Origin of the sequence: Anaerobacillus sp. (assembly GCF_046314235.1) — a bacterium.
Taxonomy (GTDB): domain Bacteria; phylum Bacillota; class Bacilli; order Bacillales; family Anaerobacillaceae; genus Anaerobacillus.
Map to the genome: position 1 here is coordinate 13,355 of NZ_JBKBWN010000003.1, position 20,903 is coordinate 34,257.

The window sequence follows — 20,903 nt, forward strand, 5'->3', positions numbered from 1 at the left end:
CAATATTAATTGTTTTCTTTCAGTTAGCGCGGAACATAGAAACGACATAAAAAAGTTATTTATATTTAAAAAATTCGCTAATTTGACACATTTCCCAACAAAAATGAAGTAACCTATAAAATTTTTATTTACGCAAATTATTTTTAAGTATAAAATTTACCTAGAAGTAATAGATAATCATTCTCAATTAGTTCAGATGTTTAAAGTACCTGATTTATTAGTTTCTGATCTATAGTTCATTTCGCTTTTAATATTTTAATTAGTCTAAAAGAGAAAGTGCTACAATCTATAAAAATGGCACCACCATATTTTTCCGAAGGTATTTGCATTCGGAAAATCTTAAATATAATTAAATTGTACTACATAACTTTGAAAATCATTATCAATGAAAATTTGAAGAGAATTCCTTTCTTTTTTTTGCTCGATTTCAAATGAGAATGATAATCAAAAATTGTTGTAGTGAAAAAAGAAAAAGGAAAATGGGGAGGTTTTTGAATGAGCACGTTAGTAAGAAAACAAGGGAAAGCGATTGGCACTTATTTATTAATTCTTTTTATGCTATTCCCAAACTTTGCACATGCAAGTAGTAATCAAGTTACGAAAGCAGAGTCCGCAGTTGTTTCTTTAGAAAATGCAGCAAAAAGAGATTTAACAAGAAAAACTAATCTAGAGCGAGCAGAGCAATTGATACGTCCAGCTGAAAGAGAAGTAGCAAAATTAAAGAATGGCACAACAAAGACACAGCTCCAGAAAAAAACAACTACAGCAAAGAATAAAATTACAACCGCCAGATCAGTTTTCGATGCGGAGGCAGCGGTAAAGGCATTAGAAACAGCAGCGAACCGAAACTTAACTACAAGAACAAATCTAGAAAGAGCAGAAAGTTTAGTTCGACCAGCAGAGAGAGCGGTAGCCAAATTAAAAAGCGGAACAAAGAAAACACAGTTACAAAGAAAGATAACAACTGTTAAGGACAAAATTACAGCAGCAAGATCGGTTTTCGATGCAGAAGCAGCAGTAAAAGCATTAGAAGCAGCAGCAAGCCGCAATTTAACTGGAAATGCTAATTTAGAGCAAGCGGAAAGCTTAGTTCGACCAGCAGAGAGAGCGGTAGCTAAATTAAAAAATGGAACGAAGAAAACACAGCTTCAAAATAAAACAAAAACAGCAAAAGATAAAGTAACAACAGCTAGAACCGTCTTCAATGCAGAGGCTGCCGTAAAAGCTTATGAAAACGCCTCGATAAGTACTATGGCAAGAGTTGCAACTGCTGAAAAGCTTGAGTTAGATGCTAGAAATGCAGTCAATCTTGTCAAAAGTTCTACAACTAGAAGGGACTTTAATAATCGTATTGATGCTAAGAAATTACTAGTCGATGCGCAGAAACAAGAATTTAATCAAAGAGAGATTGCAACAGCAGCCGTCGTTGCCTATGAAAATGTATCTCTTACAACTTTATTAGAACTCGCAAATGTTGAAGCTTTAGAACAGTCAGCTAGAGCTCAGGTAAATTTAGTAGGTAGTTCTACCATAAGAAGCAGTTTGTTCTCCCGTATTACAGCTAAATCAACTTTAGTTGAAGCGTCTAAGCAACAACTTAGAGAAGCACAAGTTCCAAGTCTTCATAATAGCCAACTTGTAAAACATCCTGGGGAAGTTTTCATTAATGAAGAATATACTTTTGAAGTGCTGATCAGAGATACGAACAACATCCCAATGGAGGGTGTAACAACATTTTCATTAAATGATGGTAGTATCGTTGAAGTAGTAGACAATGGATCTGGAAACTACCAAATTACTGCTATTTATAGCAAGGACAAAGCAGAAACAAAATCTATCAATCTGAGAATTCACAGAGCAAGTAATATAAATGTCGTACAATTAGGCAGTTTACATTTTAAAGTACGTGAAGGTGAAGGGATTCCAAGCATTTCAAAAACATCTTATACTCATCCAATTGGTGATGTTTTTGTACGTGAAGCGTTTACGTTTGAAGTAACTTTAAGAGATATAAATGATCAGCTAGTAACTGGCCAAGATGATAGAATGTCAGTAAATAAAGGTTGGTATTCTATTATTGAAAAAGAAGGTCACCCTGGGGTTTATGTAGTAGAAATTACCCATGAACAAGTTAAAAATGAGAATTTTAAAGTAATGTGGAATGGAATTCAACTTTTTGAAATTCGAGTAGACATAAAGGCTCCTGTAGGCCCTGGAATTCCATCCCCAGCAACATCAACAATGACAAGACCAGAGGCTATTTATGTAAATGAAGACTTTGTAGTTGAAGTAACTGTAAGAGATATCCAAAGTAATCCTGTAAATGGTATTGATCCAAGTCGTTTTACAGCACCACAAGGTCACGCTGAACTAATGGGTGTTAAAGAGTTAGGTAATGGAGTTTATGAAATTACATTAAGAACCAATCGTCAAAAGGATAAAGAATCATTTAAGATTGCTGTTGACGGAATGGATTTAGTTGAAATTAAAGATGTTCCTGTCATTGGGTCAAGAGAATCTGGTGTTCCAAATATCATGAACAGTTCAATGGAAGCACAGGTCCAACCAATTTATGTAAATGAACCGTTTATAATAACATTGACAATTAAAGATTTTAACGCCGATCCTGTAACTGGAATTGCAGCTAACCGTTTTTCAGCACCACAAGGGCATGCAGATATAAGAAAAGTGGAAGAAAAAGCGAATGGCGTTTACGAAGTTAGCTTTACTGGAAATCGTGCACGAGCAATGGAAAACTTTAAAGTAGCAATTGATGGCTCAGACTTCATTGAATTAAGAGGTATAGCAGTAAATCCACCGAGAGAACCAGGATTAGTAAACTATTCGATGAGCACTATTGTAGGTCCAATTGGTAATGTTTATGTAAATGAGCCGTTCTTAGTAACTGCTACACTTAGAGATTTTAGTGGTAATGTAATTGCTGGAATCGCTCCAAACTTATTTGTGGCACCACAAGGGCATGCGAACATTACTAGCGTAGTAGAAACGTCTCCAGGTACGTATCAAATAATGCTAACTGGAAATCGACAAAGTTCTAATGAGCAAATTAGAGTGGAAGTTAATGGAGTAGATGTTTTTGGATTAAACAATATAGTAGTAGTTACTAAGCCAGTTCAACCAGTTCAACCAGTTGAACAAGGAGATGAAAACGAACCTATTATTTCTATTGGAACTCCTTTTGCTCTAACTAGTACTGTAGCAAAACCAGTAGGACTAGTTTTACAAAACCAACCTTTTACATTCCAAGTTACAATTCGTGATGCAAAAGGGGAACCAATACCAAACATAGCATCACAAATTAGAGTAAAAGATGCAACATCTTCAAGTGCTATTGAAAGTGAAACAACACCTGGTTTATACACAGTAACAGCAACTAGAAATCAATCACCAAGAACAGAACATCTATGGTTACAATTGAATACTCAAGACTTTATTCAACTTAGAAACTATACGATTCAATCTGGAGCTAATACACCGACTGCTAGTACTAGTGAAGTAGAATTTCCTACAGGGCTTGTTGTAAATGAAAGTTTTACTTTTTCAATAACTGTTCGAGACGAACAAGGAAATTTACGTGGGGGATTAGAAGATAGCATCTTAACTGGCTATAACAATATTAGAATTGATAGCTCTAAAGAAACAAGTGAAGGTGTTTATACAATAACTGCCACACCAACTGCTGCATTTGTAAATCAAAATATTTGGATTAGGATAACAGGATTAGGTCTAAATAACAACAACTTCTTCCAAGTTGAAAATATTTCTGCAGTAGCAGCCGATACCAATATTCAAACACCGAGTAGAGCGAATACAGAAGTGGTAGAATTCCCAAATGTATTGACTGCTAACCAACCGTTTACATTCAAAATTAAAATTAAAGATACGTTTAACCAACCAATATTAACTGTTACTAAAGAAAATTTATCTGCGAATAGTAGTACTGTTGTTTCTGATGTAGTGCATTTAGGAGAAGGAGAATATGAGGTAACAGCACAGAGAAATACAGTTGGTACAACGAAAGTCAAATTTGAATACACGCTTCCAGGAACATCTCAGAAGAGAGATGTAATAGAATTCAACTATCTAGTTTTTAACTAAATACTATAAGTTAATATATATTCTTGGCATCAATAAAGTTTTATGTCACTAAGATACTTTCTTGTATGTATCTTAGTGACTGTAATTACTTTATGTTGATGCCTCTTTTTTGAATATATAAAAATGTGTAAATGACGCAAAAATGTAGATAAATGTGAAAAATATCATTGACCGTTTATTTACTTATTTTTATAATTAATTCATAGATTTTTGATAATGATTATCATTTTTGCTGTTAATGACATTAACATAGAATAAGTGATTGTAGGGTGATAGAGTGCTACGAATGGCAGTTTTTACAGGGGTGATTTATTCGATCATTCTGAATTTAATCGTTTTTGCTTTTATAACAGCCACTGGAGGTTATTTTGCAAAAAATACAGTTGTACATTTCGGTATTATAGGTACTGTTTTGATCATCATTTCTTTAGGATATATCTTTCGAAAAAAACATTTAAAAACCTTAACATCTATGAAAACATGGCTTGATATCCATGTAGTGACTGGAACTATTGGGGCATTTCTTATTCTAATTCACTCAGAGTTTTATTTTCGAGCATTAATACCAAGTATAGCGTTGATTGCTTTAGAGGTAGTGATTATAAGTGGGATAATTGGCCGATATATGTTAAGTAAAATGCTAAAAACAATATCAGAAGAAAAGAGGAATTTAAAAGGGTTAGGAAAAGAAAATAGCGCTACGGGTGAAGATGATTTGTATTTTTTGGTTATGTCAGCGTCTTTAATGAAAAATTGGAAGTTTTTCCACGTTCAAGTGACTGTTTTGTTTGCTGTTACAACGCTTCTTCATGTCGTATCAGAATTCTATTATAGAGGTTTAAGATTATGAAGTGGACGACGACTAAAGCAATAATCTTGTTTTCTATAGTAGGATTTTTTTTAGTTTGTTTCATGTTCTTTTCGCTAAATGATGAACCTATTACGTTTGAAAGACATGAGGATATGACAGAAATAGAAAGTTCATGGGACTTAAATAAGTTAGCTACTGTATTTTATTCACCTGGCGAACTTCATTCTGTACATAATCAAGTCATTATTCAATGTCAACACTGCCACAAGCCACTAAACCAAGTTAGTAATGAACGGTGTTCAGGTTGCCATACAGAAAACGATTTTATTGAAAATACAAAGAATATCGTATTAAAAGATGCTCATTTAGAGATAACAGCAAATTTGCAGTCTTGCTTTGACTGTCATACTGAACATCAAGGATTTGGTGGTTCGATTAGTGGAGTCTTCAATTACGATGGACATCGCACCTTAATTGAAGAAAATTACCGTGAAGAATGTAGTCGGTGTCATTTAAGTGAAGCCAAAACAAAGCATGTAAATATGATTAACGAAACATGTAGTGATTGTCATAAGCTTGAAGAACCATTTCAATGGTCTGCTACAACATTTAATCATCTAAAAGTAGAAAAGTTAAAAATTGATATAAACATTCGTAATTTCACTAGATTACCTTTTCCTGATAAAGGTCAATGTAGTGATTGTCATGAATCCGGCTTTCATATCGAAAAAGAGAAAAAAGTTGATGGAGTAATAACGAACGTAGAAGGTAATTTTGATTGTACGATTTGTCATGGTTTTTAACAAGGAGGGGAGTATTATGAATAAATCAATTAGTAAAAAAATGAGTCTTGCAATTATAACATTTATTATATTAGTGGTGGTATCAAGTGGATTACTAATTTTAAAAATCGTCTTATGGAATGATTATGATGTAACCACTTATTATGAAAAAGATTACCGCAAAAGTATGGAAACGATAAAAAAAGACCCAAATGATCTTCAGGCAAGACTTTCATTGCTGGAAGGCTTTTATAGGAAAAACCAGTTCGAAGATGCTGAAGTACAAATAGAATATATAGTCGAGAATGCTGATGAACAATTTCCCCATCTAAATAAAGTGAAGTATTATCGAGCGTTGCTAAATGCTAAAAAAGGAGACTTTGATAAAGCGATAGAAGACTTTTCTGAAATTGTTAAAACTGATGTCACAAATGGTGATGCTTGGCTAAGTCTAGGTCATGTCTATTACTCTATTGGTGAATATGAAAGGTCAATAGAAGCTGTTTCAGTAGCAGAAGAACTTTTAAAAACCTCTGCAGAACCAATATATTTAAAAAGTTTAATTTTATTTGTAAATGGCGAATTTGATACTTCTCAAATACTATTAGAACGCGCTTTAAGTATTGACCCATTGCATCTAAACTCCCAAGAGTTATTAAGTAGAATTGTAGAAAGGTGAGGAAATTAAATGAATGGGGATTTAAGGTTAGGAAAGATACAAGTGATAGCGATCGTTATAGGTGCTTCTTTACTTACAATAGGATTTTGTTTTCTTGTTGTTAAAGCTTTTTTTGAAGACTCATCATCAAAGATGCTAACTAGTAAAGAAAAAGAGGCAATGTACTATGAAGAAAGGTTATTAATAAACCCAAATGATCTAAGTAATGCTATTTTATTAGCTTGGAATTACTTTGAACAAGGGAAACTTGAAGATGCCATAAAGCAACTAGAAAAGGTAATTGTAGAAGATCCTTCAAACATAGAAGCTCTATTTGCACTTGGTTTTGTTTATTTTGAGAATGGATTACTAGATAAGTCAGAAGATATATATAGACAGGTAATTGAGCTAGAACCATTACATGATCATGCCATTCATTCGTTAGGAATTATACTTAGAGAAAAGGGCAATTATGAAGAGTCCTTGAAAGTTCTATTACAAGCGTTGGACCTTATTCCGTTTTCGGCAGATTTAAATTTTGATTTAGCTTTGTTATATGAAAGGATGGGGATGATCAACGAGGCAATTGATCATTATAAAATAAGCGTAAACTTCATCCCAGATTATGATGAAGCTTTAGAGGGACTTGGAAGACTGGGAGTTACTAATTATCAACCAGTAAAGTATCACTGATGAATGAAGGAGAAATTTCAAAATGAAAGTAAAACATCTAGTAATCTTGTTAATAGTCATAATAGGTGGCATAGTTGGAGCATTTAGTTATTATTTTCTTGACTATTCAAGAACACCATTTAAAACTTTGCCAACTTATAATGCCAATAGAGAATTAAGCGATTTGACGTTTTTATACTCTTACGGTAATAACGAGGGAAGTGAACTGGAGTTGAAAATGCCACTCAATCTAGCTTTAGATGCGAGTGGAAACTCTTATGTTGTAGATAATGGAGACAGCCAAATTAAAGTTTATGACGCAAAAGGAACTTATATGTATAGTATTGGTTCACCAGGCACTGAAGAAGGGGAGTTATTAGCGCCTGCTGGTATAGCTTATCATAATGGTTTCGTTTATGTTACAGAACCGACGCTAGGTAGTATTCAAGCTTTTGAGATGAATGGAACGTATTCACATACTTTAGTTAAGGAGAGTAAAGAGAATAGATACTCTCCAGTAGGAATTAAAGTGACAAAAGATAATACAATTATGTTTACTGATGTAGCAGGGCATCGCATCATTGAAATTAATGACAAAGGTGAAGAACTTTTTAGCTTTGGTAGGCCTGGAAGTGGAGAAGGGGAATTCTCTTACCCTCACGATTTAGTATTAGATAGTCAAGAACGAATATATGTAGCAGATTCAAATAATGGAAGAATCCAAGTATTTGAGAGAAATGGAACTTATTTATTCCAAATAGATGGTAGTTTAAATGAAAACATGAATTTTGCCTTACCAAGAGGTATTGCCATTGATAGTTTTAATCGGCTAATAGTTGTAGATACGTTAGCAAATCAAATTCGTTTCTTTGAATTAAATGGTGAGCCTATGTTTGAATATGGTGATAGAGGATCTGATGATGGACTTTTAAACTTCCCTAATGGAGTCATAGTGGAAGGTAATAAAATTTTTATTGCAGATCGGGAGAATAACCGTATTCAAGTGTTTTCACCTGCTATGTGAGCAGTTAAAGAAGGGGGAAAAATGATGAAGAGAATGTTAACGAGAGTGTTGACTATATTTTTTATCTGTTTTTTTATCGAAAATGTTGCCCATGCAAAACCAAGTTCTGTTGAGGTATGGCAAGAAGCAAATAAAAATAACTTCAATGTTCACCTTAAGTGGGAGTTTCAACAAGGTGATAGATTGTTTCGAACTTTAAATGGTGATGAGTGGATAGAAATATCAATTCCAAAAAGAGAAAATGGTTTTGCTGTTGCAAAAGATACGAATAATGGAAATGGATTTAGACCGGCAAGTATTGTTTATTTTGAAGTCCGGGATGCAAATTACCAACGGGAGTTAACTAAAACTAAACATAATGTTAGAAATGCCGCGGTTCAAGAAACTTTAAAAAGAGTAAATGTCTTTATTGGGACAGGTGGTTCTACAGCCGAAAATGCCCATGGTAACTATGTAAGTAACACAAATACATGTAAAAGTTGTCATATTACACATAAAGCAGTTGGACCCAAATTAAATGCAGCAAGCTCAGTACGAGCTCTATGTGCAACATGCCATACAGCAGGTTTAGGTGGCAGTAGGTATGCAGCAGATTGGGGAGGAGTTGTAAGTCGTAATGGTAGTCTTACAGCATCATTGGCAGGACCAATAACAACTGGTACGGAAAAATCAGGCAGGTTCGGTACGGCAGCAAAAGCCAATGGCCCGCACGGGGGGAAGGCAACATCTGCGCATTCTTATATGGATGCTCATAAAGCACCAGGCGATAGTATTAGTGGTAATCGGCAAATGAGTTGTACTTCGTGTCATCAGGGGCATATTAATAATAACAATTACCGATTATTAAAAGATATTAACCCTAATGTAGTAGTTGAGGCGTACGCAGTGAATGTGAATGGATTAGAGGAAAAGGCGCGCTATAAATCAGGGATGAGTAGTTTTTGTTCGCAATGTCATGGTGATTTTCATAAAGGTAGTAGTACTGGAAACGTAGCAAACAACGGGATCTACGTCCACCCAACAGATGTTAATCTACTATATAAACAAGGAAATAAAGTAGAGCGATTAACAACTATGTTACCTTTAGAAAATCCTTTTAATTTAAATAATAATAATCCTAATAATAGTAAAAGCCCACAATACGAAAATAGTACATTAACATGTATTACTTGTCACTATGGTCATGGCACAGCAAAAGTTGGCACACAAAAGTCTAATTACGGTAATGGAAATTCAACAATGCTAAAACGTACAGATAATTTAGGGATGTGTCAAGAGTGTCATCAAAAATAATGAAGACTATAAAGAAGATGACAATGTACGTTGGAATTACCAGTTTTACTCTTGCAATTTCCTACCTTTTTATCATTGGGAGTAACTATGTAGATAATCTGCTGACACTTCTGATATATGTGATAACCTTGTTTTTACTATTGCCCTATTTTTCTTTTTATGTAGTTTCCTATTTTATCTATATGCTAGACAAGACAATGGGAAAATGAAATCAAATGACGTTAAGGGGGTGAGGCTTTGATGATAGCAAGAAGTCTTCCAGCGAAATTAATTCTCTTAGTTTGCTTAATAACAGCACAGATAGTAGTATCACCAACTAATTTTATCAAGGCAAATAGTACGTTTGAAAACTTGTCCCCACCATCAAACTTCATTATCGAAAATCTAGGTGATGGAAAATCACTTAAACTTAGCTGGGAGCCGTCTTCTCCTACGGTACGATATTATATATATAAAAGCATTGATAATCTTAATTTCGAAAAAATATTAGAGTTGCCAATTCAAGGAAGCAGTTATGTGGATCGTGCGGTTGAAGAAGGAACGAAATATTTTTACAGAATTATATCTGTTGATTTTATGGGGAATAAGTCAGAGCCATCTGTTAATCTTGAAGCAATTGCAGAAAAACAGCATCCAGCAATGCCTACAGGGTTTGAATTAAAGTTGGATGATGACTATAAAACCTTATATTTTCAATGGAATAAAAATGAGGAAGAGAATTTAGCAGGATATAATCTTTACGTTAGTTATGATGAGGTGAACTATCGAAAATTAAATGAACAGTTAGTTCAAGAAGAAAGCATTTCATTAGAAAATACGGAGAGTGATAGTAATCTTCCTCATTATCGAATAAGTGCTGTAAATGAGTTTGATTTAGAATCACCACTAACGTATGCGTTATCCTATTTGACTATTGGTGAAAAAATTGGGAATAACGCCATCAAAAATCATCAATTTATTAAAGATTTAAAATATTGGGGGTATAGTTCTTATCAAACTATTTCAAATAACTGGGATGAATCAACAGTTAAGTTTGATTTCGAAGGTTACAACGGTTTAATTAACAACGGTGATCAGAGTTTTGATAGTAAAGGTGGTTCTGTCAAGGTTGAACTAAAAGGCTCAAATAAACGTGCGAGAACAGGTATTTATCAACGTAAACTTAATGTTATACCAAATGGAGACCCAGTATTACTAAGTTTTGCATGGAAGAAGAACTATAAGAATGTTAATGCGAGACGTCAACAGATATGGGTAGATATTGTTAGACCAGATAGTTCTTGGGTAAGAATTTGGCAAGATACGACCACTAGGGATATGGAAACATATGAAATAGTTGAGAATTTAGATATCACAAGGCATTTTAATCAATCTGGCACGTACGAACTTCGATTTATGGCTTGGATTGAAACAAATGTTCAAGCAAATGCTGAAGTTCAAGTTAATTTTGATGAAGTGTATTTAGACTTACCAAGGGCTCCAGAAGTGCCTCTTGGGCTAACGGTTGAGCCTACTTCAAAAGGCGAAGCATTAAAAATTTCATGGTTAGTCTCAAGGCCAGATGTTCTCGGCTACAACATTTATCGAAGTGAGCGAGAAGAGTATGGAGTTTATAGAAAAATAAATCATGAACTGGTAACTACAAATTTTTATCATGACGAAAACTTGCAAAATAATCAACTGTACTTTTATCGAGTTACAGCTGTTGATTATAGAGGGTTAGAGTCTATACAGACTAGACACATTAGAGGGGTGCCAAACTTTATTGATGAATTAAACCATCCTCATCATAGTTATTCAGAAAATACAAATGCTTGTAGTTCTTGTCATATATCACATCAAGGTAGTAATGAGAGATTACTAACTAACGCTTCTGAGGCTCAAGTATGTTTGACTTGCCATAATGGTACTGGTAGTCGATATAATACAATGGTGGATTTTTCAAGTGGTAATGTTGCTTTTCACCCTGTAAAAGGAACTGAAGTTTCTCCTGATGGTGAAATGAGTTGTAGTAGTTGCCATAATCCCCATGCTGGAAACGGTATGAGAACAACACCAAGATACGCAGTAGGTAGTTTAGAAGCTGTTCCTGGGGTAAAGGTGGAGTATGGAGTTGAACCATTTACCCAGCCTGTCACTTATGCATTAAGATCGTCCATAGATTATGAGTATCAGCTTTGTTTTGTTTGTCATTCATCATATAATGAAAAACCAGTTGATACAGTAAGTACAAATACGGCAAAAGAATTTCATCCTGAAAATCTCTCTGGACACCACAATGTATCTGAATATCAAACCAGTGGCTTTGGTAGCTATATTAATGGGTGGACAGCGGACAGCCCAATGTTTTGTACAGACTGTCACGGTAGTTCTTCCATAAACAATCACGAGGGTGTCCACGGTTCGCAAAATCTTAAACTCTTAAAGCAACCTTTTAATGAGAGAACGAAAGGTATGGATAGCAACAACCTGTGTTTAACATGCCACGACCCACGCTCATATGGCACTGGCGGAAATAATCAAGGAAAAACAAGGTTCTGGGGTAGAAACAAAAATATTAATCTCCATAATATTAACAAACATCGTGTGGCTTGTGCTCAATGTCATTCCGCAGTACCTCATGGAATTGGGAGACTCCCTGCCTTATTAGTAACAACGGAAGACCCAGCCCCTTACCAAAAATATCGAACTAGTACAAATACCAGGATCTTGTATCCGCCTGATGGAGATTGGTCAGATAAAAAGACATGCGGAACAAATGGGAATTGTCATTAAAGGAGATTGACAAAGTATGTATCAGAAAATTATATTCTTTACATTTGTGCTGGGAATTTTCTTTATAGGCTCTAAGGTAGAAGCGGTTTTTAAAATAGACAATGTGTCCCAACATAAAGTTGCCCCTATGATTAGGATTTTTACTGATGAAACGGAATTACCTAAGACAGGAGTAAATCGAGATGCAAAGCCTCAAAGTGGAGTTGTACAAATTGGCGAAATAGAAGGGATATATCGCTGGGTACCTAATGAAGATCTTGAAGTAACTAAAATCCAATTTTTCAGTTCTGCACCTGGAAAGGCAGTAATTAAAATCTATAGTGATAATGGATTTGGAGATCCCGGAGATGTATTAGGAGAAGCACTTTTCTACTCTAATCAAGAAGGATGGCAAGGCGTAAATCTAACAGATTTTGTAAAAGTTAATAAAGACATTCCTTATTTCATAGGTTATGCACATGAAAAAGAAATAACAAACTTTTTAGCAGATAATTCTAATGAGCTGACTGACTTTTATTGGAATAAGTGTGAATTTGATAAGGTAGTAGATTACCTTATTCCGTCTATACCTATAATTAATGAGGTCGATGTTTCCTTAGACTATATTACGTTTATGTGGGACCCATCCTTTGATAACTTCGGTATTAAAGGGTACTTAGTCTATCGAAATGGAATTGAATTAGGGTTTACCAATGAGCTCTTCTTTTTAGATTTTTTTGTTAATGATGAAGAAAATGAAATAGAGTTTTCGTACACCGTACAGGCAATAGATACTTCCAATAACTATTCCGAACTTAGCGAGGAGATAGTGGTTAGAATTAATACCGATAGACCAAATGTAGATACAGAAGACATCTTAATAGAAAATCATTACGATCAGTTAGAGGAAATCGAAATTGAATTAGAACGTGAAGCAGCAGACTGAAAGAAGTATTAGCGTTGGATTAAAAGAGACTATAATTCTTTTGGGGGGATTAGATGTTTAAAAAGTTATTTGGATTTATGACAACTATGGAAAGATGCAGTAGTGAAGGAACTACCTTGGCAAACGCGAAGATTAACAAAGAATACATCATTAAAGAAGTTAGGACCAATGATGAAGAACTTAAGAATTTTTTATTTACATTAGGATGTTACGAAGGGGAAATAGTAACAATTCTTTCTATCCTAGCTGAAAACTATGTTATTTCTATAAAGGATGCAAGGTACAGTATTGATAAAGATTTAGCTGAAACGATCATTACAAACTAGTTTTATTAATCTTAGACACCACTAACTTTTAGGACGAATTTTTTAGAAACTTCTATGAAATTATTATTAACAAAAACTTGGCTAAGCAAACAATTTAATAAATATGGAGGAATATATAATGCGAGTAGCACTGACAGGAAATCCAAATAGTGGAAAAACTACGTTATTTAATGCAATCACTGGTAGGAATGAGAGTGTAGGTAACTGGGCAGGTGTAACGATTGATAAAAAGGAAGGGGAAATTAAGAAAAATCTTAATAAGTCATCGGAAAATATTAGAGTAGTAGACCTTCCAGGGGCATATTCAATGTCACCTTTTACTTCAGAGGAACATATTACGAGGGACTTCGTAAAAAGTGAAAAACCAGATGTAATTATTAACATTCTTGATGCAACCAATTTAAGCAGAAGTTTGTTCTTTACAACTCAGCTTCTTGAACTAGGCATTCCAGTTGTTGTTGCATTAAACAAAAGTGACTTATCAAAGAAGAAAAAGACAATGATTGATGTCGATAAATTATCTGAACAATTGGGTTGTCCTGTTGTGAAAACAGTATCAACGACGAGCGATGGTTTAGAAAACCTTTTCTGCAAAGTAGTGGAGGTGAAAGGTAAAAACCAAACAGCACCATTTGATAGTAAAGGTTTAAATATGGCAGATAAAAGCTCAGTAGAAGCATCTGACAAAAAACGATATGAGTTTGTTAAAGGCATTGTTTCAAAAGTAGAAGTTAGACAAATGAGTGGTAATATTCAAACGAAGCAAGATATAGCTGATAGAGTATTAGCACATAAATGGTTGGGGATTCCAATTTTTGCAATAGTTATGTGGGCAGTATTCTCTATCTCACAGACTCATGTTGGACCGATCTTAGCTGAAACGTTTGTTGGTTGGATAGATGCATTCTATGGTTGGACTGAAGGATTACTTGGTGAAGAAGTTTCACCTGTACTTGCAGCGCTGTTACTAGATGGTATTATTGGTGGAGTTGGAGCAGTTTTAGGTTTCTTACCACTTATCATGGTATTATTTTTCATGCTGGCATTACTTGAAGATTGTGGTTACATGGCTCGTGTTGCGGTTGTTTGGGATCGTTTTTTCAAACGAGTAGGTTTATCAGGTAGATCAATTATCCCTATGATTATTGGTACTGGTTGCGGTATACCAGGTGTTATGGCAACGAGAACCATTAAAAATGAAAGGCAAAGAAGAACTACGGCCATGCTAACAACTTTTATGCCATGTGGAGCAAAATTACCTGTTATCGCTTTATTTGCAGGTGTGTTTTTTAATGATGCAGCATGGGTGGGTACTACAATGTACTTTATGGGTATTTTAATAATCATTGTAGGAGCACTAATCGTAGTAAGAATAACAGGTGAGAAACATACAAAATCATTTTTCATTATGGAGTTGCCTGAATATAGCCTCCCGAATATTAAAAGAGCTACTAAATCTATGCTTTCAAGAGGGAAAGCTTTTATTGTTAAGGCTGGTACAATCATACTTATTTGTAGCGCAGTAGTTCATATTTTACAGACATTTAACTGGAAATTTGAAGTCGTTGCTGAAGGTGCGGAAGGAACAAGCATTCTAGCAAGTATCGCATCACCATTTGCTATTTTATTAATACCATTAGGTTTTGGTGCATGGCAACTAGCAGCAGCTGCAATTACTGGCTTTATCGCTAAAGAGAACGTAGTTGGTACACTAGCAGTAGTATACTCAATTACAAACTTTATTAATCCTGAAGAATTTGCACTAGTAGGTGATGGAGCAAGCGTTGCAAGCATTATGGGTTTAAGTTCTGTAGCTGCATTAGCATACCTAGTGTTTAATTTGTTTACACCACCGTGCTTTGCTGCTATTGGTGCGATGAACTCTGAGATGGAGAATAGGAAGTGGTTATGGGGTGGTATTGCGTTCCAATTCGGAATGGGTTATGTAGTGGCATTTATTACTTATCAAGTAGGAACTTTGATTACAACGGGTGCTTTTGGTAGTGGTTTTGTTCCAGGGTTAATTGGTGTCGTTGTATTGGTTGGTTATGTTGTATATCTTATGAAAAAAGGTGATGAAAAAGCCCAACGAAAGTTAGCGTTAAGTGCTTAGGAGGGAACTATGGCAAATATAATTGTATTTCTAGTTATTTTAGTAATCGTAGGTGCTGCAATAGCAAAGATTATTAGCGAAAAGAAAAAGGGAGCTAAATGTGTTGGGTGTTCATCATACAGTGAAGCGAGCAAAAGTAATTGTTGTGACACTCGCAAGTAGAACAACATTCATAATTTGGAATTCACATAGAGAAGATGTTAAGGTAGGTTACCAGTAGCATTCTGAAGATAGTTAAAGTAATTTAATAATATGTAATGTAAAGAATGCGATAGTATATTGCTTACCATTAAAAAAGAACTATTGAAAAATCGGCTTAATTTTTCAGTAGTTCTTTTTCTTCATTTTCTTTTAACTGTAATAATACTTGAGATACAACTGCAAGTATGGTAGCTCAAGTAAAAAATTCATTAAATTTACCCCATTACTTTTAAAGCTTTTGCAAAATCTACACCGAACTGAATAGAGCGATCTTCATCTTCACCTTCAGGGCAATTTTCTACTTTTAATCCTTCTAACGCAAGCTTTCCACCTTTTTCTTTAATTACATCTTCTAAAAGGTCAACGGCACCACAATAAATCGCATAACCTGAATCACCTGTACCAAAAACTGCAAACGTTTTACCGCTTAAATCGATTGTTTCCATGTCGTCATATAAATCAAGAAACTCGTCAGGTAAAGCACCTTCACCCCATGTATAGGCACCTAAGATGATGTTTTCATATTCTTCTAGAGTACTTAAATCAACGTCAATGACATCTTTTTTGTCTACTGTTACACCTTCAGTTTGAAGCCCCTTTTCAACTAAGTTTGCCATTTCTTCGGTGTTACCTGTCATACTTGCATAGACTAATAATACTTTGCTCATTAAAAATTCCTCCCCGATTGTTTAATGTTGAATAAGGTGTTGGTATTCTGAATTTGAGTATAGGGATGTATAGAGGCCAGCCACTAGAAATTCATTTTGTTGATTTGAAACGCGCCAGCCATGCCCATGAACAATGGCGCATGGGACAATTTTGTTCTCATCTAAGTATACTCTCGAAACTTTTCCAACACCGTTTTCATCTTGAGAAGTAGATGTATACAGGAAGCCATCACTTGTAGATAAGTCTAAGTAACAGCGCTCCTTGCAATCACTCTCACAGGTTTCCCATTGATATTTTTTGGAGCTTGAAATGGATTCGTGACAATACTCCACAGTTCCTTTGAAGCCTTTACAAGTTCCTGTAGCAGAAACAATGAATTGATTGTGTTTTAAAATAGCGGCAACCATTCTTGTATCTCTTTTAATTCGGACCATCTCAGAATGTTGCAAATCAATTCTCCAAATTCCGCCATGCTGTTTATGCACTTTTGTGCCAACGTACACATATTGACCATCTAAAAAAATTGAACGAATTGATGGTTTATTACCTAGTAAACTTTGAAAAGGATGCAATGTTTTCCAAGTCTTACCGAAATCAGAGGAAAGAAATAGGACATTGTTCCCGTGGGTTACAACAGTGCCGTCATTGTTTGCGCAAATACTCCATATCGAACCACTTGTAGGTAAAGTTGTCATTTCCCAAGTACATCCGTAATCGGTGCTACGAATAAAAATTCCGTTATCACCAACTCCATAAACGATAGCCTCATTAAATGTTAAGTCTAAAATGCGATGATCTAGCTTTAATAATTGTTTCTGTATACCATTCTTTTTAACTAATATAATTCCGCTATTTACAGCTAGAATATAGTCACCATTGAGAGCTATAGTAACAGCAGTGGCACCTGACAAACATTGAGAAATTAGCATGTTATACCTCCTGGAAACACCATGATATTGATAATCATTTTCAACTACGTTATCATTTTAATTGATGATGATAATTGTTGTCAATTATAATTTTAAGAGCGATTTTAAAAAAAAACGCTCAAATTTTTAGAATATAAAAAAATAAATAATATCGTTGCTTACATTAAATAAAAATATAAAAAACTATTTATCTATTGACAAATCGGAATGATTAAGATAATTTTAATAGTGAATTAAATACCTCGTTAGGTGAGGCTCCTGTGCTGGAGATATGCTGCTGCCCAAAAATGTCGAAAGACGCCAATGGGTCAACAGGAACCATCGAATTAAGGTGGTTTTTAACGTAGCTGGAATAAATTCCTATGCCGCACAGTGCTAAAGCTCTACGAATGGAGGGAAAAGAACGTTTTTTGTTTTGTCTATTGTTTTATCAAGGGCAGAACATCGTTATTTTTGTTGTGCTTAAAGCACCTTCATTCGTGAAGGTGTTTTTTTACGTTTAATAAAACTGGAGGTGGGGAAATGGATAGTGACCCGGATAGTACAAATAATTTATTAATAAAACAAACGAAATTAATACACATTACTATTAAGAATAAGTGGAATTCCATTTCTACATCCCAGGTGTTAGTAATGCTGAATTCCTAATCAGGAGGTAAGCATCATGGTAAAATTAGACCAACAAAACCGTGAAACGTATACAAAACAAATCATTCAAACACTTATTGACCAAAATATGAATGATTTCCGGGAGTTATTTTTTGAATTACACCCAACAGATCAAAAAGACATTTTAAATATTGCAACAAAAAAACAAAGAGGGATTATCTATAAGTTCGTCAAACCTGAAGAGTTTGCAGATATTTTCCAGGATCTAGAGTTTCCTAAACAGAAACTTTATATTGCAGAATTACAACAAAACTATGCTATCGATATGATTAATCATATGCCTTATGATGATATTGCTGACTTTTTTGCACAGCTTCCAGAAAGTACGAAAGAATTATATCTTAGTAAGATGGATAGCGCAGAGGCAGAAGAAGTAGTTCAATTACTTAAATACGATGATCAAACAGCTGGGGCAATAATGACCACTGAGTATATCTCCGTTTCTTCTTCAGACACTGTAGCCAATGTCATGGGGCGTCTACGAGTCGAAGCACCAGAGGCGGAGACGATCTATTATTTATATGTCGTAGATGAACAGCTTAAACTAGTAGGAGTTGTTTCCCTTAGAGATTTGATTGTTGCAAATTTAGAGCAAAAAATTGATGAGATAATGTTGACGCGCGTAAGAGCTGTAGAAACCCATACGGACCAAGAAGAGGTCGCAAGAATAATGAGAAAGTACGACTTTCTTGCGGTTCCGGTAACAGCACAAGGAAAACTTGTTGGAATTGTAACGGTCGACGATATTATGGACGTTGTTGAAGAAGAAACAGAAGAAGACTTCGGAGAAATTTCTGCCGTTCGTGGATCTATTGATACAAATGTTTCTTGGTTCTCTGCAGGTTTAAAGCGTTCACCTTGGATTATTATTTTAATGTTCTTAGGTTTAGTTACAGCAGAAGTTATTGGTGGCTTTGAAGATACATTAGCAGAAGTCATTGTATTAGCTGCCTTTATTCCGTTAATTATGGATTCTGCTGGTAATACAGGGACTCAGGCATTAGCGGTAGTAGTTCGTGGGTTAGCAGTAGGTTCAATCGAAAAGAAATCTATAGGGAAAATGCTTCGACGCGAATTTGGAACAGGTATTATGTTAGGGGTAGTTTCTGCTATTACTTTAATAATTGTTATTCCTTTCTTATATGAAGGTGGAATTATTTTAGCGGGAATTGTAGGAGTATCTTTATTCTTTACGTTAAGCTTTTCAACAATGGTAGGAGCAACGGTTCCATTAATTATTAAAAAGTTGAAAATCGATCCAGCCATTGCATCAGGTCCATTTATTACAACGATTAATGATATTATGGGATTACTTATTTATTTCACAATAGCTACTGCATTACTTGATTATATTCCACAATAAAAATATATGCTTCGTTAGGTGAGGCTTCTGTGTCGGAGATACGCTACTGCCCAGAAATGTCGAGAGACGCCAATGGGTCAACAGGAACTATCGATTAAGGTAGTTTTTAATGTAGCTGGAATTTATTCCTATGCCACACAGTGCTATAGCTCTACGAACGGAGGGAAAATAACGTTTTTTGCCTATTGTGTTGTACTTAAAGCACTTTCATTCGTGAAGGTGTTTTTTTGATCCAGCAGTTGCTTCTGGTCCATTTATTACAACAATTAATGATATCATTGGACTGTTAACATATTTTTCAATAGCTTCATTACTATTAAAGTATTTATAAGAAAAACCACAAAAATTGGAACGATTTACTTTTATAGTAGTCGTTTTAATTTTTGTGAGCAAATTGGAAGAATAGTATTGATCGTTTTTCTTTACATAAACCCAATGACGGGGTATTATTTATTATAAATCGTAATTATTATTATTTAGATAGTGTATTGTATGTATTCTACTATTACTTCTGTTAAGTAAATGAAGAATTTTATACGAGGGAGTGATCGGATTGTTAGACCAAATATACCGCCAATTAGTTGTAGATCATTCGAAAAATAGGCGTAATCATAGAAAGCTTGATGGGACAAATGTTAAGCACCTACATTATAAAAACCCGACCTGTGGAGATGTTATGACTTTATTTATGAAGCTATCAGAAGAACAGGTGATTGAAGATATCTCCTTTATTGGAGAAGGGTGTAGCATTAGTATGGCATCTGCATCAATGATGACAGAGTTACTAAAAGGTGTACCTATGGATGAGGCATTGAAACTAAGGAGTGCAATGGAGCAGTTCATCAAGACTGGTGAAGTTGCCGAGGACTGTGATTTAGGAGATTCGTTATCATTACAAGGAGTTCATAAATTAAGAGCCCGTCATAATTGCGCACTGATGGCTTGGCAAGCCTTTGATCGAGTAATTGAAAAATCTTAAGCACTAGAAAGAAAACAATAGAAATGAGGAGTACACTTGATTTTAACAGGAAAGACAATTGCAGAGAAAGTAAAAGTGAAGGAATTAGTAATTGAACCAATATCAGAAGAACAATTTCAACCTGCATCTGTTGATTTGCGCCTAGGTGATCATTTTCTTACGATTGATGAACATGTAAATGGAATTTTATCTTTAGATAAGCCTGCCAAGTACCGAGAGATTATTCCACAAAATGGCTCAATTATTATCCCCCCTCGCTCCTTTTTATTAGCGACAACGAAGGAAACAATCGAACTTCCAAATCACTTAACGGCATTTGTAGAAGGTAGAAGTTCAATTGGTCGTTTAGGGTTATTTATTCAAAATGCTGGCTGGGTTGATCCCGGTTTTAGAGGTCAAATAACATTAGAATTATTTAATGCTAATAGCCTACCAATCGAATTAACTGTTGGAAGACGCATTTGCCAATTGGTTATTGCTGAAGTGAATGAAGAAGCAGAAGGTTATGCGGGCAAGTACTTAAATCAAAAAGGAGCAACCCAAAGCAGAATTTTTAAAGATAAAGATATAAATTAGTTTTTTGCGTCCACGTATA

17 protein-coding genes, 1 pseudogene and 2 riboswitches are annotated in these 20,903 nt (G+C 34.8%); of the genes and pseudogenes, 16 read left to right on the top strand and 2 right to left on the bottom strand.

Annotation, left to right across the window (positions count from 1 at the left end; all coding sequences use genetic code 11):
* The first annotated feature begins 495 nt into the window (after nt 1-495).
* From ACK4M9_RS04210 to ACK4M9_RS04265, 12 genes are all read left to right on the top strand, one after another.
* Nucleotides 496-4,119 carry a hypothetical protein gene (locus ACK4M9_RS04210; RefSeq protein ID WP_409848302.1) on the top strand — a complete coding sequence of 1,208 codons (3,624 nt, stop codon included), beginning with the start codon at nt 496-498 and terminating at the stop codon, nt 4,117-4,119.
* Nucleotides 4,120-4,405: 286 nt separating this feature from the next.
* On the top strand, nt 4,406-4,969 hold the full coding sequence (locus tag ACK4M9_RS04215; RefSeq protein WP_409848304.1) for a hypothetical protein: 564 nt from the start codon (nt 4,406-4,408) through the stop codon (nt 4,967-4,969).
* A complete protein-coding gene (locus ACK4M9_RS04220) occupies nt 4,966-5,733 on the top strand; it encodes a cytochrome c3 family protein (RefSeq protein WP_409848306.1) in 768 nt (255 codons plus the stop codon). The genes ACK4M9_RS04215 and ACK4M9_RS04220 overlap by 4 nt, the downstream gene beginning before the upstream one ends.
* 16 nt (nt 5,734-5,749) lie before the next feature.
* Nucleotides 5,750-6,391: a tetratricopeptide repeat protein gene (locus ACK4M9_RS04225; protein WP_409848308.1), complete on the top strand. Its 642-nt coding sequence runs from the start codon at nt 5,750-5,752 to the stop codon at nt 6,389-6,391.
* A gap of 9 nt (nt 6,392-6,400) precedes the next feature.
* Nucleotides 6,401-7,063: a tetratricopeptide repeat protein gene (locus tag ACK4M9_RS04230; protein WP_409848310.1), complete on the top strand. Its 663-nt coding sequence runs from the start codon at nt 6,401-6,403 to the stop codon at nt 7,061-7,063.
* A gap of 22 nt (nt 7,064-7,085) precedes the next feature.
* Complete coding sequence (locus ACK4M9_RS04235) at nt 7,086-8,066, top strand: 6-bladed beta-propeller (protein WP_409848312.1); 981 nt, start codon at nt 7,086-7,088, stop codon at nt 8,064-8,066.
* Between the two features lie 21 nt (nt 8,067-8,087).
* Nucleotides 8,088-9,359 carry a cytochrome c3 family protein gene (locus ACK4M9_RS04240; RefSeq protein ID WP_409848314.1) on the top strand — a complete coding sequence of 424 codons (1,272 nt, stop codon included), beginning with the start codon at nt 8,088-8,090 and terminating at the stop codon, nt 9,357-9,359.
* A 240-nt stretch (nt 9,360-9,599) separates the two neighbouring features.
* The gene (locus ACK4M9_RS04245) at nt 9,600-12,134 is read left to right on the top strand and encodes a cytochrome c3 family protein (protein ID WP_409848711.1); all 2,535 of its coding nucleotides are present in this window, start codon (nt 9,600-9,602) and stop codon (nt 12,132-12,134) included.
* A gap of 16 nt (nt 12,135-12,150) precedes the next feature.
* Nucleotides 12,151-13,059: a hypothetical protein gene (locus tag ACK4M9_RS04250; RefSeq protein WP_409848316.1), complete on the top strand. Its 909-nt coding sequence runs from the start codon at nt 12,151-12,153 to the stop codon at nt 13,057-13,059.
* 53 nt (nt 13,060-13,112) lie between these two features.
* Nucleotides 13,113-13,385, top strand: a complete 273-nt coding sequence (locus ACK4M9_RS04255) for a FeoA family protein (RefSeq protein WP_409848318.1) — start codon at nt 13,113-13,115, stop codon at nt 13,383-13,385.
* 118 nt (nt 13,386-13,503) lie between these two features.
* On the top strand, nt 13,504-15,498 hold the full coding sequence (feoB, locus tag ACK4M9_RS04260) for a ferrous iron transporter B (protein WP_409848320.1): 1,995 nt from the start codon (nt 13,504-13,506) through the stop codon (nt 15,496-15,498).
* Nucleotides 15,499-15,507: 9 nt separating this feature from the next.
* Nucleotides 15,508-15,660 (top strand): FeoB-associated Cys-rich membrane protein, encoded by a 153-nt coding sequence (locus tag ACK4M9_RS04265; RefSeq protein ID WP_409848322.1) that lies wholly within the window; start codon nt 15,508-15,510, stop codon nt 15,658-15,660.
* Nucleotides 15,661-15,914: 254 nt separating this feature from the next.
* Here the strand turns inward: ACK4M9_RS04265 and ACK4M9_RS04270 are convergent, their stop codons facing one another.
* Together ACK4M9_RS04270 and ACK4M9_RS04275 are read right to left on the bottom strand one after the other, a co-directional pair.
* Nucleotides 15,915-16,367, bottom strand: coding sequence for a flavodoxin (locus tag ACK4M9_RS04270; protein WP_409848324.1), 453 nt, complete (start codon nt 16,365-16,367; stop codon nt 15,915-15,917).
* 21 nt (nt 16,368-16,388) lie between these two features.
* Nucleotides 16,389-17,297 (bottom strand): WD40/YVTN/BNR-like repeat-containing protein, encoded by a 909-nt coding sequence (locus ACK4M9_RS04275; RefSeq protein WP_409848326.1) that lies wholly within the window; start codon nt 17,295-17,297, stop codon nt 16,389-16,391.
* Between the two features lie 234 nt (nt 17,298-17,531).
* A riboswitch (M-box (ykoK) riboswitch) is annotated at nt 17,532-17,699 on the top strand.
* A gap of 262 nt (nt 17,700-17,961) precedes the next feature.
* Here ACK4M9_RS04275 and mgtE point away from each other — a divergent pair.
* The 4 genes and pseudogenes from mgtE (at nt 17,962) to dcd (ending at nt 20,884) form a co-directional block, all read left to right on the top strand.
* The gene (gene mgtE / locus ACK4M9_RS04280) at nt 17,962-19,329 is read left to right on the top strand and encodes a magnesium transporter (RefSeq protein WP_409848328.1); all 1,368 of its coding nucleotides are present in this window, start codon (nt 17,962-17,964) and stop codon (nt 19,327-19,329) included.
* A 3-nt stretch (nt 19,330-19,332) separates the two neighbouring features.
* Nucleotides 19,333-19,498, top strand: a riboswitch (M-box (ykoK) riboswitch).
* A 60-nt stretch (nt 19,499-19,558) separates the two neighbouring features.
* Nucleotides 19,559-19,660 (top strand): annotated as a pseudogene (locus ACK4M9_RS04285) (magnesium transporter); the annotation flags it as partial.
* A 216-nt stretch (nt 19,661-19,876) separates the two neighbouring features.
* Nucleotides 19,877-20,308, top strand: a complete 432-nt coding sequence (sufU, locus tag ACK4M9_RS04290; protein ID WP_409848712.1) for a Fe-S cluster assembly sulfur transfer protein SufU — start codon at nt 19,877-19,879, stop codon at nt 20,306-20,308.
* Between the two features lie 36 nt (nt 20,309-20,344).
* Nucleotides 20,345-20,884 carry a dCTP deaminase gene (gene dcd / locus ACK4M9_RS04295; RefSeq protein WP_409848330.1) on the top strand — a complete coding sequence of 180 codons (540 nt, stop codon included), beginning with the start codon at nt 20,345-20,347 and terminating at the stop codon, nt 20,882-20,884.
* Nucleotides 20,885-20,903: the final 19 nt, after the last annotated feature.

What these genes read in the sequence shown, in the direction of transcription:
- ACK4M9_RS04210 (WP_409848302.1), top strand. Translation starts at nt 496, where the DNA reads ATGAGCACGTTAGTAAGAAAACAAGGGAAAGCGATTGGCACTTATTTA.
- ACK4M9_RS04215 (WP_409848304.1), top strand. Translation starts at nt 4,406, where the DNA reads ATGGCAGTTTTTACAGGGGTGATTTATTCGATCATTCTGAATTTAATC.
- ACK4M9_RS04220 (WP_409848306.1), top strand. Translation starts at nt 4,966, where the DNA reads ATGAAGTGGACGACGACTAAAGCAATAATCTTGTTTTCTATAGTAGGA.
- ACK4M9_RS04225 (WP_409848308.1), top strand. Translation starts at nt 5,750, where the DNA reads ATGAATAAATCAATTAGTAAAAAAATGAGTCTTGCAATTATAACATTT.
- ACK4M9_RS04230 (WP_409848310.1), top strand. Translation starts at nt 6,401, where the DNA reads ATGAATGGGGATTTAAGGTTAGGAAAGATACAAGTGATAGCGATCGTT.
- ACK4M9_RS04235 (WP_409848312.1), top strand. Translation starts at nt 7,086, where the DNA reads ATGAAAGTAAAACATCTAGTAATCTTGTTAATAGTCATAATAGGTGGC.
- ACK4M9_RS04240 (WP_409848314.1), top strand. Translation starts at nt 8,088, where the DNA reads ATGATGAAGAGAATGTTAACGAGAGTGTTGACTATATTTTTTATCTGT.
- ACK4M9_RS04245 (WP_409848711.1), top strand. Translation starts at nt 9,600, where the DNA reads ATGATAGCAAGAAGTCTTCCAGCGAAATTAATTCTCTTAGTTTGCTTA.
- ACK4M9_RS04250 (WP_409848316.1), top strand. Translation starts at nt 12,151, where the DNA reads ATGTATCAGAAAATTATATTCTTTACATTTGTGCTGGGAATTTTCTTT.
- ACK4M9_RS04255 (WP_409848318.1), top strand. Translation starts at nt 13,113, where the DNA reads ATGTTTAAAAAGTTATTTGGATTTATGACAACTATGGAAAGATGCAGT.
- feoB (WP_409848320.1), top strand. Translation starts at nt 13,504, where the DNA reads ATGCGAGTAGCACTGACAGGAAATCCAAATAGTGGAAAAACTACGTTA.
- ACK4M9_RS04265 (WP_409848322.1), top strand. Translation starts at nt 15,508, where the DNA reads ATGGCAAATATAATTGTATTTCTAGTTATTTTAGTAATCGTAGGTGCT.
- ACK4M9_RS04270 (WP_409848324.1), bottom strand. Translation starts at nt 16,367, where the DNA reads ATGAGCAAAGTATTATTAGTCTATGCAAGTATGACAGGTAACACCGAA.
- ACK4M9_RS04275 (WP_409848326.1), bottom strand. Translation starts at nt 17,297, where the DNA reads ATGCTAATTTCTCAATGTTTGTCAGGTGCCACTGCTGTTACTATAGCT.
- mgtE (WP_409848328.1), top strand. Translation starts at nt 17,962, where the DNA reads ATGGTAAAATTAGACCAACAAAACCGTGAAACGTATACAAAACAAATC.